Genomic DNA, 13,933 nt, shown 5'->3' with positions numbered 1-13,933 from the left:
ACGTACGGTCAGCGCGTCGGAAGCTCCGGCTCCGGTGACCCGGGGGGCGGTGCCTGCCCGGTCGGCTGCGGACCGTGGCCCGGGTGCGAGGGGGTTCCGGCCGCGAGCCGGGCCGCCCAGCTCAGCGCGTGTGCGTTGAAGTCGTCAATTACCGCGCGCACCGCGTCGTGGCTGCCGAGCGTGATCGCCGCGACCAGTTCCGGATGGCCGTGCCAGAGCCAGTCCCGGGCGCCCGCGTCATGGCGCAGGTACGGCACCGCGAACACCCAGGCCTGGACGCGCAGCCGGTGCAGGAAATCGTTGATGTACGTGTTGCCCACGAGCGCGCCCAGCTCGCGCCAGAAACGCAGGTCGTAGCCGATGAGGATGTCGAGGTCGCCGCCCTGCGCAGCCCGTGCGGCCTCCTGGGCCCTGCGACGTACGGAGACCAGGCAGTCCGGGTACGTCGCCGTCCGCGCGGACGACAGCGCGGGTCCGTGGAAGATGCCGCGGATGACACCGTCCATGACCAGGGTGCGGGCCTCGACCATCGACCGGTAGTCGGCGACGGTGAACTCACGCACCCGGAAACCGCGGTGCTGATCCGATTCGAGCAGGCCCTGCGCGGAGAGATCGAAGAGCGCCTCGCGTACCGGAGTCGCCGAGACACCGTACTGCTCGGCGATCTGCTTGACGGTGAACTCCCGTCCCGGTTGCAAACGCCCGGCAAGCACTTCGTCACGCAGCGCGTCCGCGATCTGCTGCCGCAGCGTACTGCGGGTTACAGCTCCGCCCACGCGCATGGCGCCCCTTCCCCTTTTTCGGCTTGGGTCACCTTAAGCCAGGGTCGCCGTGCCCGGATCCGGGCAGGGGAGGGGCGCCGTACTGCTGGGTAGCGCGGGCCCGCGCTACACGGTGTACTCGTCCGCGACCGACAGCGCCACGTCGAGAGCGGCGAGGCCCTCCTTGGCCTCGGCCTCGGTGACGTTGCAGGCCGGAACGGCGTGGGTGCGGTTCATGTTGATGAAGGGCCACAGGCCGTTCTTCTTCGCCGCCGCGCCGAAGGCCGCCATGGCCGCGTTGGCCTCGCCCGCAGCGTTGTACGGGACCAGCGGCTCGCGGGTCTCCTTGTTGCGGACCAGGTCCAGCGCCCAGAACGCGCCGAGGCCGCGGACCTCGCCGACCGACGGGTGGCGTTCGGCGAGCTCGCGCAGGCCGGGGCCGAGGACCGTCTCGCCGATGCGGGCGGCGTTCTCGATGACCTTCTCGTCCTCCATCACATGAATGGTGGCGACAGCGGCGGCACAGGCCAGCGGGTGACCGGAGTAGGTCAGTCCGCCCGGGTAGGGGCGGGTCTCGAAGGTGGCGGCGATCTCGGCGGAGATGGCGACACCGCCGAGCGGTACGTAACCGGAGTTGACGCCCTTGGCGAACGTCATCAGGTCCGGCACCACGTCGAAGTGGTCGGCGGCGAACCACTTGCCGGTGCGCCCGAAGCCGGCCATCACCTCGTCGAGGATGAAGACGATTCCGTGCCGGTCGCAGATCTCGCGCACGCCCGCGAGGTAGCCGGGCGGCGGCGTCATGATGCCCGCCGTGCCGGGGATCGTCTCCAGAATGATCGCGGCGATGGTGGCGGGGCCCTCGAAGGCGAGGGTGTCCTCCAGGTGCTGGAGCGCGCGGGCGCACTCCTCGGCCTCGGTCTCGGCGTAGAACGGCGAGCGGTAGAGGAACGGGGCCCAGAAGCGGACGACGCCCGCCGAGCCGTTGTCGGACGGCCAGCGGCGCGGGTCACCGGTCAGGTTGATCGCGGTGGAGGTGGCGCCGTGGTACGAGCGGTAGGCGGAGAGCACCTTCGTACGGCCGGTGTGCAGCCGGGCCATCCGGACGGCGTTCTCGACGGCCTCCGCGCCACCGTTGGTGAAGAAGATCTTGTCCAGGTCACCGGGGGTGCGCTCGGCGATGAGGCGTGCGGCCTCGGAACGCGCCTCGATCGCGAACGCGGGGGCGAAGGTGGCGAGCTTGCCCGCCTGTTCCTGGATCGCGGCGACGACGGTGGGGTGCTGGTAGCCGATGTTGGTGTAGACGAGGCCGCTGGTGAAGTCCAGGTAGCGGTTGCCGTCGTAGTCCCAGAAGTACGCCCCCTCGGCGCCGGCGACGGCGAGCGGGTCGATCAGGCCCTGGGCGGACCAGGAGTGGAACACGTGCGCGCGGTCGGCGGCCTTCACGGCCGCACCGGCAGCGGGGTCGACATGCGGGGCATGAGGGGCATGAGGGGTCATGCGGTGAGCGTAGGTCGCGCCGGGAGCGGCTCGACATGGCCACCTTGTATGGCGTGGGGCGCTTTGGTCGGCAGGGTGTCGGGTCGGCGCGGTGGGTGGGGGCGGGGGCGGGCAGCGGGAACCGGGGGCCGTCCGGCGACCGTCTCCGTGACGGGCGCCGAATCCAGCCCGTCCGGCGGTAGAACAGCCCGTCCGGCGCTTGAGGACAGAGCAGGGGGGGCAGGACCAGGGCACCCCACGGACGGGCCTGAGAACCACGCCCGCCGGGGCACACCGCGCGCCGCTATTCTCAACGCGTTCCGGCGTATCGCCGCATGGGGGAGGACGCACACCATGGAAAAGCTCGGGCCCACCGACCCACAACGTATCGGCGCCTACCGCCTGCTGGGCCGGCTCGGCGCAGGCGGCATGGGCCAGGTCTATCTGGCCCGCTCCGACCGCGGCCGCACCGTGGCGATCAAGCTGGTACGCGGCGAGCTCTCCGAACAGCAGGAGTTCCGCGACCGCTTCCGCCAGGAAGTGCACGCCGCCCGCCAGGTCGGCTCCGCCTGGACCGCCCCCGTGCTGGACGCCGACACCGAGGCCGCCGTTCCCTGGGTCGCGACCGGATACGTCGCCGGGCCCTCCCTCCAGGCCACCGTCTCCGGCCGCGCGGGCGGCCCCGTGGGATCGGCTTCCGGTGTGTACGGCCCCCTGCCCGAGCGTTCGGTTCACATCCTGGGTGCCGGTCTCACCCAGGCCCTCCAGGCCATCCACGCCGCCGGGCTCATCCATCGCGACCTCAAGCCCTCCAACATCCTGCTGACGATCGATGGACCGCGCGTCATCGACTTCGGTATAGCCCGGGCACTCGACACCGTCGCCGAAGGCGGCGGCCTGACCCGCACCGGGGCCCTGGTCGGTTCGCCCGGCTTCATGGCGCCCGAGCAGGTGCGGGGCGAGCGGGTGACCCCGGCGTGCGACGTGTTCTGTCTCGGCTCGGTACTGGCGTACGCGTCGACCGGCCGGCTTCCGTTCGGGGCGTCCGACAGCGGCGCGCACGCGCAGATGTTCCGGATCGCGCAGGACGACCCGGACCTGACCGGCGTCCCGGTGGACCTCGTCGAACTGGTCAGGGACTGCCTGCACAAGGACCCGGCCGCCCGCCCGACGACGGACGCGATCCTGGAGCGTCTGGTCGACGGCGACACGACGGAGCCCTGGCTCCCGGGCGCACTCATCGCCCAACTCGGCCGCCGCGCCGTGGAACTGCTGGACTCCGAGGACCCGGAAGAAGCTGCCGAGGCGGCGGCGGACGCGGCACCGGCAATACCCGCAGCGCCGCCGGCGCCCCCAGCGCCCGAAGCACCCACGGACCGCCCCGCGCCGCAGACGCCCGGCGCCGTCCACACGCTCCCCCCGATGGCCGGCCCCCCGACGACACCCGCCCCCGCGCCCGCCCCGCCCCACGGGCCGCCCTCCCCCGCGTACGGCCATCCACAGCTGCCCGCCCAGCCGCACCCCGGCCAGGCCTTCGGCACCCAGCAGAACTACGCCGGGTACGGATATCCGCAGCAACAACAACCCGGCTTCGGCGCCACACCCGCCTACGGCCCCGGCTACCCCGCCGTCCCGCAGCCCGGCCCCGAACCCGACCGCCGCGGAAGGGGTTCGACCATCGCCCTCGTCGCGATCGCCGTGCTCGTCGCCATCGGCGCGGGCGGCTCCGTCTACGCGTTCATGAACGACAAGGGGCCGACGCCCAACCCGTCCCCATCCCTCTCGGACTCCCCCGTCACCGACGATCCGTCGTCCCCGGACGCGGCCCCCTCCCCCTCCGACGGCAAGAAGAACAGCGACGGCCCCATACCCGCCGGCTACCTGGGCACCTGGTCGGGCTCCATCGACAACGCCGCGGGCCACTCCACCCGGAAACTCGCCATCCAGCAGGGCACGGTCGGCCGGACCGTCCTCACCCTCACCGCGGACGGCCCGCTCGACAGCGGCGGCTCCTACCACTGCGTCTTCCAGGCAAACCTGACCGCGGAACCGTCCCCGAACGGCCCCGTCGAGGTCGGCCCCTCCACGGTCGTCGTCGGCGAACCCATGACGTCCTGCACCGCGGGCAAACCCACCACGCTCACCCTGCTCCCGGACGGCTCCCTGCGCCGCGAGAACACGGACAGCGGCGAACAGCTCACGTACACCAAGGCCGACTGATCAGCCCAGCAACGCGGACGCCGCGTTCAGCAGCAACAGTGTGTGGACGAACCGGTCCGGCGCCGTCGGCGGGAAATGCCACGCCAGCGGCCATGTACGGCCGGCCAGGGCGGGGATCGGCACGTAACTGATCCGGCCCACCGCCGCGTTCAACGGAGTCGCCCCTGATCAGCGCCCCGGCAAAGGTGTGCACATACGCCCAGCGCTATGCGAAGATCCGATCACAGGCCATGGGCTCTCGTGAATCGCTGGGCCTCATCCAGCGGTTGGCAGAAGACGAGGAATGAGCAACACCCTGCAGTGGTTCAAGTCCAGCTACAGCGACAGTGGCGGCGGTATCTGCATCGAAGTCGCCTTCGACTGGCGCAAGTCCTCGTACAGCAACGCCAGCGGCGGTGACTGCATCGAGGTCGCCACCTGCCCCCACGCCGTCCACGTCCGGGACTCCAAGGTGCCCGAGGGGCCCACCTTCGCGGTCGCCCCCGACGCCTGGTCGACGTTCCTCACCTGGGCGAACTGACGGTTCACGGGGCCGGGCACACCCCGGCCCCGCACCCCTGTCAGGGACGGCGGTTGTGGGATCCGGGGGTGTAGCCGAAGGCACGGCGGAAGACGTCGATGAAGGCGCTGGTGGAGGACCAGCCGCAGCGATGGGCGACCGTGGTGACCGGCATGTCCTCGGCAAGCATGCGCAGGGCGTGGTAGAGGCGTAGCTGGGTGCGCCACTGAGGGAAGGTCATGCCCAGCTCGCGACGGAAGAGGCGGCTGAGGGTGCGTTCGCCGGCTCCCGCCGTGGTTGCCAGGGCGGCCAGGCTGCGGGGGTCTGCGGGGTTGTGCTGCAGGAGTTCGCAGACGGCTGCGAGACGGGGGTCGGTGGGGGCCGGCAGCTGGACGGGTTGCTGGGGTGAGGCGCGCAGTTGGTCGAGCAGGACCGCGCGCAGGCGGCGCCGTTCGGGGGTGTCGTCGTGTGGGCTGCGTGTGGAGGCGAGGATCAGTTCGCGCAGCAGGGGGCTGACTGCAAGGACGGTGGGGGCGTCGAGGCCCAGGGGGTTGGTGCCGGCGGGCAGGCCGAGCAGGTGCAGATCGAGGCGGCCGTGGGCGCGGTGGGCGTGGACACATCCGGCGGGCACCCAGATGGCGCGGGTCCCGGGGGCGAACCAGGTGCCGGCGGCGGTTGTCACGGCCAGGACGCCGGAGCCCGCGTAGATGATCTGGTGGTCGTCGTGGCGGTGCGCGCCGATGCTCTCTCCCGGAGCGAGCACCTGGCTGCGGGTGGGCGCCTCGGGAGTATGGCGGATATCCGGCATACTTTGGCATTTTATCGGAAGCGCGCCAGACCGCGCCGTGGCGACGATGGCCGGGTGCCGACAACCCGTACCTCTCGTCCCGGCCCGATCACGCTCCTGTCCCTGGGCCATGCCTGCGTGGACGTCTACCAGGGAACGGTGGCCGCGCTGGTGCCGTTCTTCGTTTCCGAGCGTGCCTATACGTACGCCGCCGCCTCCGGTGCCGTGCTGGCCGCGTCCCTGCTGTCCTCGGTCGTACAGCCGCTGTTCGGTGCGCTGACCGACAGGTGGGCGATGCCCTGGCTGCTGCCGGTGAGCACGCTGGTGTGCGGGGCCGGGGTCGCTTTCGCCGGTGTCGGTGATTCGTATGCGCTCACCCTGGCGGCCGTTGCGGTGTCGGGGACCGGTGTGGCCGCCTATCACCCGGAAGCGGCCCGCGTGGCCCGCATGGCCGCCCGCGGCAGCCATACCGCGATGGGCTGGTTCTCCCTCGGCGGCAACCTGGGTTTCGCCGCCGCACCGTTGATGGTCTCCGCCGTCGTCGCCACTGGGGGTCTGCGCGCCTCGCCGCTGCTGGTCGTCCCGGCCCTCGCCGGCGTGGTGCTGTGCGTGACCGCGCTGCGGGGCATCGACGTCCCCGCCACGGCTGCGGACTCCCCGGCGGGTCAGGCGCCCGGCAGAGACGACTGGGCATCGTTCCTGAAGCTGTCGGGGGCCATCGTGTGCCGCTCGGTCGTCTTCGTCGGCCTCAGCGCCTTCATCTCGCTGTACGTGCGCCAGCGCACCGGCGGAGGGGAGTTCGCCGGTACGGCCGCGCTGTTCGTCCTCTACCTCGGGGGCGCTGTGGGCACCGTGGCCGGTGGGAGGCTCGCCGCCCGCCACGGCCGCATCCCGGTCGTCCAGTGGTCGTACGCCTCGACCGTCCTCGCGGTGGCGGGTGTGGTCTTCGTGCCCGGTCCGCTGTTCTACGGGTTCGTCGCGCTCACCTCGGCCGCTCTGTATGTGCCGTTCTCCTTGCACGTCACCCTCGGCCAGGACTACCTGCCCCGGCGTGTGGGCACCGCCGGCGGCATCACGCTGGGCCTGGCCGTCAGCGTCGGCGGTATCGCCGGGCCGCTCATCGGCGCCGTCGCCGACGCCACCTCCTTGCAGACCGCCCTCGCACCGCTGATCGCACTGCCCGCGCTCGGCTGGATTCTCCTGCGTAGCCTGAACGAGCCCGAGTTGCTCGATGCGGTCATCGACCGCCCGCGGGCCACGACACAGCGAAAGGCCCCGAACCCGTGACCGAACCCGTGACCAACGCCCTGAGCGTCCCGCCCCATGACCGGCAGTTGCCGGAAACCGCACGCACCCGCCACCGCCGTCTCCGCGAACAGGGGAGCCTCGACCGCGACGTACTCGACGCGATCCTCGGGGCCGGCTTCGTCTGCCATCTCGGTGTCACCGTCGACAAAAACCTCCTGGTGGTCCCCACCGTCTACGGCGCCGACGGCACCACCCTCTACTTCCACGGCTCCGTCGCCAGCCGCAGCCTGGTCGCCTCCCCCGAAGCGACGGTCTGCGTCACCGTCACTCACGTCGACGGCCTCGTCCTGGCCCGGTCGGTCTTCGAGCACAGCGTCAACTACCGCAGTGCCATGGTCTTCGGCACTCCCCGCCTGATCACCGACCCGGACGAGAAGCTCGCAGGCCTGCGCTGCCTGACCGAGCAGGCGACACCCGGCCAGTGGGACTACGCCCGCCGCCCCAGCCGCAAGGAACTCGCCGCGACGTCCCTGCTCGCTCTGCCGCTGGACGAGGCATCGGTGAAGATACGTACCGGGGCACCGGACGACGGCGACAGCGAGGACGCGCAACTCGGCCTGTGGGCGGGCGTGCTGCCCCTGCACACGACCTGGGGCGAGCTGCGACCGGACCCCCTGCTGCCCCCGGGCATCGAGGCCCCGGCCCATCTGAGCCAACGCGCCCGCACAGCGATGAACTGAACCGAGCCGGACGCTCACGGGGGCATCCGGGAGGTATCCGGGAGGTATCCGGGTCGCGTTAGACCAACGGCCTGGCCGACATCAACAGATGCCGGTGGACCGGGCGCGCCGCCTCGTCCGCCGCGTCCGCCCGGGACGCCCATCCGGTGACCATCGCACGCTGACCGGGGCCCAGCAGCTCGAACCGGACCACGGGCGCGTCGAACGAGGCCAGGGCGTCCATCAGATACGAGGGGTTGAAGGCGACCGTCAGCTCATCGGTGCCGTCGAGGACGGCAGGCAGACGCTGGGAGGCGACATCGTCCTCGTAACCCGCCTGCAGCAGCACCGAGTCACCGCAGAAATTCAGTTGGAGCGGGCTGCCGCCCTCCGCGACCACGGCTACACGCTTGACGGCCTCGACCAGGGGCGCCCGGTCCGTCACCGCGGAGACGGGATCCACCATGGCGAACAGCTTTTCGTGGCGCGGCAGTCGGCCCTCGAGCAGACGCACCGTGGTGCGCATCCCGGCCAGTTCGAAACCGGCCGAACCGCCATCCAGAGCGAGTTGGACCATTCCGGCCCGGCCGAAGGAGCGGGCGATCTCGGTCAACCTGCGGGCGGAGACCACGACATCGGCCGAGACGCCGTCCTTGCCGGGCTTCCAGAGGAGCGTGCGTACCGCGAACCGGTAGCGGTCCGTGGCGGCGAGCGTCATCGTGTCGCCGTCGAGCGCCAGCCGGATACCGGTCAGAATCGGCAGCGTGTCGTCCCGGCCCGCCGCCACCGTCACATGGGCGACGGCCGCGGCGAACTCCTCCGCGTCCACCGCACCGAGCACCTCCGGCAGCGACGGCAGCGCCGGATAGTCGTCGAACGGCAGCACCGACAGTCCGAACCGGGCGCTGTCACTCGTCAGCGAGAACCGTGAGCCCTCGACCGCGCACTGCACCGCCCCCTCGGGCAGCACCCGGCAGACATCGAGCAGCCGGCGGCCCATGACCAGCACCTTCCCGGCCCGTACGGTCTCCGCCTCCACCTCGATGCACGCGGACGCCTCGTAGTCGAGGCCCGAGATGCGCAGCCGGCCGTCGAAAGCCTCCAACAGCAGCCCGCCCAGCACAGGAACGGGCGAGCGCGTGGGCAGCACCCGGGCCGCCCAGGCCACGGCGTCGGTCAGTGCGCTGCGCTCAATGCGGAACTCCATGGCGGCGGCCTCTCCCGGTCGTCTCTGATCGTGGTCCTGATCGTGAGCCGACACTAGGGGCCACCACTGACAACGGGAGCAAAGGAAGACGGTCGCGGCCGACGACAGCGGCCACCCCCGTGAGCCGCGGCCGTCGTCCCCGTGCCCCTCCCCCGGAGGACCCCGCAACCGTGCATCGGACTCTAGGACTTCGGGTACGCGACAGAAAGATTCAGTTCGCACTGTGTGAGCCGCCAGGGGTAACAATCCGCACAGCCGGACCGATACACTGCACTCCGGATTTTTGACAGGTACGCAGCAACTCAGGGACACGGAAGCGGAGGACGCGTGCACGCGCGGGAACGGGCCGACGACGTACTGCGGATGTACCGGCTGGCCCGATCCGGCGGATCGCAGGAGCTCCTGCGCTGGGTGTCCGGCCGGGCGGAGGGCTGGGCCGGACTGCTCGACGGTGACGGCACCGTTCTGCATGGCGTGACCCGGACCCCGGACCGTACGGGCGTCGAGGCTGCCGCGCTGGCCACCGAGGGCGTGCGGGAACTGGCGTCACTCGGCGCACACTCCTTCTCGTTCGACAGGGGGCCGCACACCGCGTTGCTGTTCCCGCTGGACGGCCCGCCGAACGTCTCCCCCCCGGTGCTGGCCGTCGTCGCCCCGCGCCCGCTGCCGGACGGACTCGTCACGCTTCTCTCCGACGTGGCGTTGCCTCTCGCCATGTGCTGGGCCGCGGAGACCGTGGAACGCAAGCGCCGCCGCGTGGACCTCGCGGAGTCCCGCAGCCGGGAAGCGGTGCTGCATCTGCTCATGACCGGCCAGCTGTCCATCGCGCATCAGGTGGCGGGGGCTCTGAAGCCCACGCTGCCCGACCCCGTCCGGGTGTGCGTCGTGGAGTGCCCGGGCGGGCGCCGGGACGAGGTGGCACGGATCTGCGCGAAACTCTCCGGCGGCCGGTCCTGGATCGTGCGGTGTCCGGTGTACGCACGTCATCTGATCCTCGTCGTGCCGACGGGCCCGGACGCGGCCGAACAGCAGCTCGGTCTCCGGGTCGCCGACGTGGTGGACGAGTGTGTCGTGGGGGCGAGCGAGGACGTACCGCTGTCCGACACGGCGACCGGATACCGCCAGGCGTTCCATGCGCTGGCCGTGGCCCGCGGGCTGCCCGCCCGGCATGCCCGCTTCGGCTCGGCGCCGGAGGCCGCCCTGGTCGTCGGTGCGGCCGGCGCGCAGTGGGCGGATGCGCTGCTGAACCCGCTGCTCACGCATCTGCCGCGGCGCAGCCATGACCCGGGCAGCCAGGAGCTCGTGGCGACCCTCTCCTCCTGGCTCGCGTTCTCCTCACACGCGACCCAGCATCTGAAGATCCACCGGAACACGCTGGCCGCACGGCTCCGGCTGATCGGCGAGCTGCTCGACCTCGCCCTGAACCGGGTCGCCGACCAGGCCGCCCTCGACCTGGCCCTGCGCATACGCGCCACGCCCACCGTGCCCCGGGCGGTCGGCCCGGCCGGGGCAACGCCTGCGCCGCCCCACCGGCTGGACTACATCCTGCGCGGCCCGGCCGTCCAGGAATGGGCGGCCCAGCAGCTGCGCCCGCTCACCGCGTCCCGCTCTTCCCGGACCGCCGCCGACCTGCGGGCGACTCTCCGCACCTGGCTGGAGTGCGAGGCCCAACTCGCCCCGACGGCCGCCGCGTTGGGTATTTCGGTGCCGGGGGCCCGTAAACGCCTCGCGCGGCTCGAGTCGATTCTTCAGCGCTCGCTGCTGCAGACGCCGAGTGCTCGTTACGACCTGTGGCTGGCCTTCCGGGCCCTGGACGTCGCGGGAGCGGACGCCGCCCGATGAACCGGAACGGGGGCGTGTCCGGCCGGGGCCGGGCACGCCCCCGTCGGGCGGGGGCATCAACAGCCGCGGATCCGCACACCGCGGATCTACGGACTGTGTGTCTATGGACTGCGGGTCAGCAGCTCAGGTTGGAGCCGGGGGTGGTGCCGAGGATCGATACGAATGCCTGGTAGCGGTCGATACGGCTCTGGACCTGGGCGGGGTTGCCGCCGTTGCACTCCAGGGAACCGTTGATGGAGCGGATGGTCTCGCCGAATCCGGCACCGTTCACCATGGCGTTGTGAGCGGTCATGGTGCCGGGGCCGTTCTGGGTGTTCCAGTACCAGAGGCCGGTCTTCCAGGCGACCGAGGCGTTCTGCTCGACCAGGTACGGGTTGCCCAGCAGATCGATGCCGAGAGCGTCACCGGCGGCCTTGTAGTTGAAGTTCCAGCTGAGCTGGATCGGGCCGCGGCCGTAGTACGCGGACTGGCCGGCCGGGCAGCCATAGGGCTGGCCGCTGTCGCAGTAGTGCGGGTAGTTGGCCGTGTTCTGCTCGACCACGTACACCAGACCGCCCGTCTCATGGCTGACGTTGGCGAGGAACGCCGCCGCCTCCTGGCGCTTGACGGTGTCGGTGCCGGTGTTCGCGAAGCCCGGGTAGGCGCTCAGGGCCGCGGTCAGTCCGCTGTACGTGTAGAACGGATTCCGGTTCGGGAACATCTGGTTGAACTGCGCCTCGCTGACGACGAAGCCGGACGGGGTGCCCGGGTCCGTTCCGCCGCCACCGCCGCAACTGCCCTGATCCGCCCAGACGTCGGAGCTGCCGGGGGTCTCGTTCTGGGTCCACCACTTGGCGGTCCAGTTGTGCCCGTTGTAGGAGGCCGATCCACCGCCGGTGTAGACGGACGAGGAATTCCAGGGTGCCGCGCAGTCGGCTGCCGCGGCGGTGGTGGCAGGGAGAACGACGACCATCGCGACGACCGCGCCCAGCGCGGCCAGCAGGCCCATGATGCGTCTGATCATGTGATCACTCCTTCGGTGCGGCGCACCGAGCTGGACGGCGCGCCGCCATGGGGGGTTGACGGCCACTCAAGCGCTGTTGGTCTGAACCTGTCAAGGTCTAGACCATCATTGGGCAACCTTCCCGAAGGAGCGTTCACGGGCGGGCCCGCAGCACTTTCGCGCCGCCTGACCGCTTCCAACAGGAGGAATTCCGGGAGGAGTTCATCCGGATCATGTGCCGCAACACGGACGGGCCCGAAGGTAAAACCTTCGGGCCCGTCCAGCGCGCGGAACGTCGGACCGGTCGGCCGGTCAGCGGCCGGCGGCACTTGAGCCCGGGCATCCGCGTCAGGTCAGCGTGTCGAGCCAGCGGACGAGGCGGGCACCCTCGCGGGTCATGATCTCCGGATCGCGCAGAGCACTGGAGAGCAGCGACATGCCCTGGTAGGCGCCGACGAACGTCAGCGAGAGACCTCCGGGGTCGGCCACCCCCATCTCACGGAACTGCTGCTCCACCCAGTCCAGCAGACGGCGGATGACCTGGCCCACCGACAGGTCGAGACCGCCCTCGGCACGCTTGTCGAGTTCGACGGCGAGGGTGCCGGTGGGGCAGCCGTAGCGGGCCGCGGTGTCGCGCTGCCCGACCCACGCATCCACGAGGCCCTTCAGGCGTTCACGCGGATCGGCGAGCCGATCGAGGCTGCCGGTGAGGGCTTCCAGGTGCCTGGTGTGTTCGGAGAGGGCCGCCTCGACCAGCTCCCCCTTGGTCTTGAAGTAGTAGTACACGTTGCCCGCCGGGACGTCGGCGGCCTGGGCGATGTCCGCGATGGTCGTGCGCTCCACGCCCTGCTCGTGCAGGACCCGGGCGGCGGCCGCCGTCAGCCGGTGCCGCTTGTCGGCGGCCTTCGCCCGAGGACGCCGGGAATCCATTGAGTCAGTCACCCGACTGACTATAGACAGCGACCGGTCCGCCTGTGCTAGCGTCCCGTCAACGAAGTAAGTGAGTCGACTGACTAACTCGGCTCACCGACTCATTCTCAACGAGGGAGACCGGCATGATCGTGGTGACAGGTGCGACCGGGAACGTCGGGCGGGCGCTGGTGCAGATGCTGAGCGATGCCCGGGTGCCGGTGACGGCAGTGGCCCGGCACATCACCGACGCCGATGTACCGCCGGGGGTCCGGGCGACGGCCGCCGACCTGGCCGAGCCGGCCGGTCTGCGGGTCGCGTTCGACGGGGCAAAGGCGCTGTTCCTGCTGGTGGCGGGCGACGACCCGCACGGCATTCTGGAGGTGGCGAAAACCGCCGGGGTGCGCAAGGTGGTGCTGCTGTCCTCGCAGGGCGCGGGAACCCGCCCGGAGGCGTACCGGCATCCCCTTCTGTTCGAGACGGCCGTACGGGAGTCCGGGCTCGACTGGACGGTCCTGCGGTCGGGCGGGATGGACACCAATGCCCTCGCCTGGGCCGATTCGATCCGTACCGGGCGGGAGGCCGCAGCACCGTTCGGCGACGTCGGCCTGCCCTTCATCGACCCGGCCGACGTGGCCGCGGTCGCCGCCGCCGTCCTGCGCGAGGACGCTCACGCGGGTGCCACGTACACCCTGACCGGTCCCGCGCCGACCACCCCGCGCGAGCGGGCGGCGGCGATCGCGGCCGCGCTGGGCGAACCGGTGCGGTTCACCGAGCAGACCCGCGAGGAGGCCCACACGCTGATGGCGCGGTTCATGCCGCTTCCCGTGGTTGAGGGCACGCTGGCCATCCTGGGCGAACCCACCGAGGAGGAGCAGGGGGTGAGCCCCGATGCCGAGCGCGTCCTGGGCCGGCCGGCGGGCACCTTCGCCGCGTGGGCCGAACGCAATGCCGCGGCCTTCCGCTGAGCACTCCGGTCGGCGTCCGCGCCACCGGGCCGGGCAGGCCCAAGTCGTCCACGGCGCCGCGGCATTCGGCCGTCAGCAGTACAGCCGGGAGCCCGGCGCCGTGCCGAGGACGCCGGTGATCCGCTCGTAGGTGGCGACCCGGGCCGCGACCGAGGCGGGGTTGCCGCCGTCGCACTCCAGGGCGCCGTCGAGCGAGCGGATCGTCGCGCCGAAGCCCGCGCCGCCGACGGGACCAGTGGGCGAACGGCGGGCGAACGTCGGCCGACAGGACGCGACTTGCGCCCCCAACTCCCCTACGTCGCACATACGGTG

The 13,933-nt window shown here is 71.3% G+C and carries 14 protein-coding genes and 1 pseudogene; 7 read left to right on the top strand and 8 right to left on the bottom strand.

Annotated features, from left to right (window positions below):
• Nucleotides 1-8 precede the first annotated feature (8 nt).
• Complete coding sequence (locus tag ACZ7IB_RS20460; RefSeq protein WP_470914225.1) at nucleotides 9-782, bottom strand: GntR family transcriptional regulator; 774 nt, start codon at nucleotides 780-782, stop codon at nucleotides 9-11.
• A 105-nt stretch (nucleotides 783-887) separates the two neighbouring features.
• Nucleotides 888-2,261 carry an aminotransferase class III-fold pyridoxal phosphate-dependent enzyme gene (locus ACZ7IB_RS20455; RefSeq protein ID WP_470914222.1) on the bottom strand — a complete coding sequence of 458 codons (1,374 nt, stop codon included), beginning with the start codon at nucleotides 2,259-2,261 and terminating at the stop codon, nucleotides 888-890.
• Nucleotides 2,262-2,594: 333 nt separating this feature from the next.
• Here ACZ7IB_RS20455 and ACZ7IB_RS20450 point away from each other — a divergent pair, with 333 nt between their 5' ends.
• Nucleotides 2,595-4,460, top strand: a complete 1,866-nt coding sequence (locus tag ACZ7IB_RS20450) for a serine/threonine-protein kinase (RefSeq protein WP_470914220.1) — start codon at nucleotides 2,595-2,597, stop codon at nucleotides 4,458-4,460.
• Here the strand turns inward: ACZ7IB_RS20450 and ACZ7IB_RS20445 are convergent, their stop codons facing one another.
• Nucleotides 4,461-4,613 carry a hypothetical protein gene (locus ACZ7IB_RS20445; protein WP_470914219.1) on the bottom strand — a complete coding sequence of 51 codons (153 nt, stop codon included), beginning with the start codon at nucleotides 4,611-4,613 and terminating at the stop codon, nucleotides 4,461-4,463.
• Between the two features lie 2 nt (nucleotides 4,614-4,615).
• On the opposite strand from ACZ7IB_RS20445, the pseudogene ACZ7IB_RS20440 reads away from it, so the two are divergent.
• Both ACZ7IB_RS20440 and ACZ7IB_RS20435 read left to right on the top strand, forming a co-directional pair.
• Nucleotides 4,616-4,747, top strand: a pseudogene (locus ACZ7IB_RS20440) (transcriptional regulator); the annotation flags it as partial.
• Nucleotides 4,744-4,980: a DUF397 domain-containing protein gene (locus ACZ7IB_RS20435; RefSeq protein WP_470914217.1), complete on the top strand. Its 237-nt coding sequence runs from the start codon at nucleotides 4,744-4,746 to the stop codon at nucleotides 4,978-4,980. The pseudogene ACZ7IB_RS20440 and the gene ACZ7IB_RS20435, both read left to right, overlap by 4 nt.
• Before the next feature lie 40 nt (nucleotides 4,981-5,020).
• Here ACZ7IB_RS20435 and ACZ7IB_RS20430 read toward each other — a convergent pair whose 3' ends face one another.
• Nucleotides 5,021-5,767, bottom strand: a complete 747-nt coding sequence (locus ACZ7IB_RS20430; protein ID WP_470914214.1) for a helix-turn-helix domain-containing protein — start codon at nucleotides 5,765-5,767, stop codon at nucleotides 5,021-5,023.
• A 54-nt stretch (nucleotides 5,768-5,821) separates the two neighbouring features.
• On the opposite strand from ACZ7IB_RS20430, the gene ACZ7IB_RS20425 reads away from it, so the two are divergent.
• Nucleotides 5,822-7,033 carry an MFS transporter gene (locus tag ACZ7IB_RS20425; RefSeq protein WP_470914212.1) on the top strand — a complete coding sequence of 404 codons (1,212 nt, stop codon included), beginning with the start codon at nucleotides 5,822-5,824 and terminating at the stop codon, nucleotides 7,031-7,033.
• Complete coding sequence (locus ACZ7IB_RS20420) at nucleotides 7,030-7,734, top strand: pyridoxamine 5'-phosphate oxidase family protein (protein WP_470914209.1); 705 nt, start codon at nucleotides 7,030-7,032, stop codon at nucleotides 7,732-7,734. The genes ACZ7IB_RS20425 and ACZ7IB_RS20420 overlap by 4 nt, the downstream gene beginning before the upstream one ends.
• A 58-nt stretch (nucleotides 7,735-7,792) precedes the next feature.
• Here ACZ7IB_RS20420 and dnaN read toward each other — a convergent pair whose 3' ends face one another.
• Complete coding sequence (gene dnaN, locus ACZ7IB_RS20415) at nucleotides 7,793-8,920, bottom strand: DNA polymerase III subunit beta (protein WP_470914205.1); 1,128 nt, start codon at nucleotides 8,918-8,920, stop codon at nucleotides 7,793-7,795.
• Between the two features lie 363 nt (nucleotides 8,921-9,283).
• Here dnaN and ACZ7IB_RS20410 point away from each other — a divergent pair, with 363 nt between their 5' ends.
• Complete coding sequence (locus tag ACZ7IB_RS20410) at nucleotides 9,284-10,762, top strand: helix-turn-helix domain-containing protein (RefSeq protein ID WP_470914497.1); 1,479 nt, start codon at nucleotides 9,284-9,286, stop codon at nucleotides 10,760-10,762.
• 115 nt (nucleotides 10,763-10,877) lie between these two features.
• On the opposite strand, the gene ACZ7IB_RS20405 is transcribed toward ACZ7IB_RS20410, so the two are convergent.
• Together ACZ7IB_RS20405 and ACZ7IB_RS20400 are read right to left on the bottom strand one after the other, a co-directional pair.
• Nucleotides 10,878-11,765: a glycoside hydrolase family 19 protein gene (locus tag ACZ7IB_RS20405; RefSeq protein ID WP_470914203.1), complete on the bottom strand. Its 888-nt coding sequence runs from the start codon at nucleotides 11,763-11,765 to the stop codon at nucleotides 10,878-10,880.
• Between the two features lie 327 nt (nucleotides 11,766-12,092).
• On the bottom strand, nucleotides 12,093-12,686 hold the full coding sequence (locus ACZ7IB_RS20400) for a TetR/AcrR family transcriptional regulator (protein ID WP_470914201.1): 594 nt from the start codon (nucleotides 12,684-12,686) through the stop codon (nucleotides 12,093-12,095).
• Nucleotides 12,687-12,799: 113 nt separating this feature from the next.
• On the opposite strand from ACZ7IB_RS20400, the gene ACZ7IB_RS20395 reads away from it, so the two are divergent.
• Nucleotides 12,800-13,621, top strand: a complete 822-nt coding sequence (locus ACZ7IB_RS20395) for an SDR family oxidoreductase (protein WP_470914198.1) — start codon at nucleotides 12,800-12,802, stop codon at nucleotides 13,619-13,621.
• Between the two features lie 72 nt (nucleotides 13,622-13,693).
• Here the strand turns inward: ACZ7IB_RS20395 and ACZ7IB_RS20390 are convergent, their stop codons facing one another.
• Nucleotides 13,694-13,927, bottom strand: coding sequence for a hypothetical protein (locus ACZ7IB_RS20390; protein WP_470914196.1), 234 nt, complete (start codon nucleotides 13,925-13,927; stop codon nucleotides 13,694-13,696).
• Nucleotides 13,928-13,933: the final 6 nt, after the last annotated feature.

It is taken from the genome of Streptomyces sp. NPDC037301 (genome assembly GCF_055602785.1).
The sequence above is the reverse complement of the archived record's forward strand: the minus strand, read 5'-3'. Positions and strand labels throughout refer to the sequence as shown.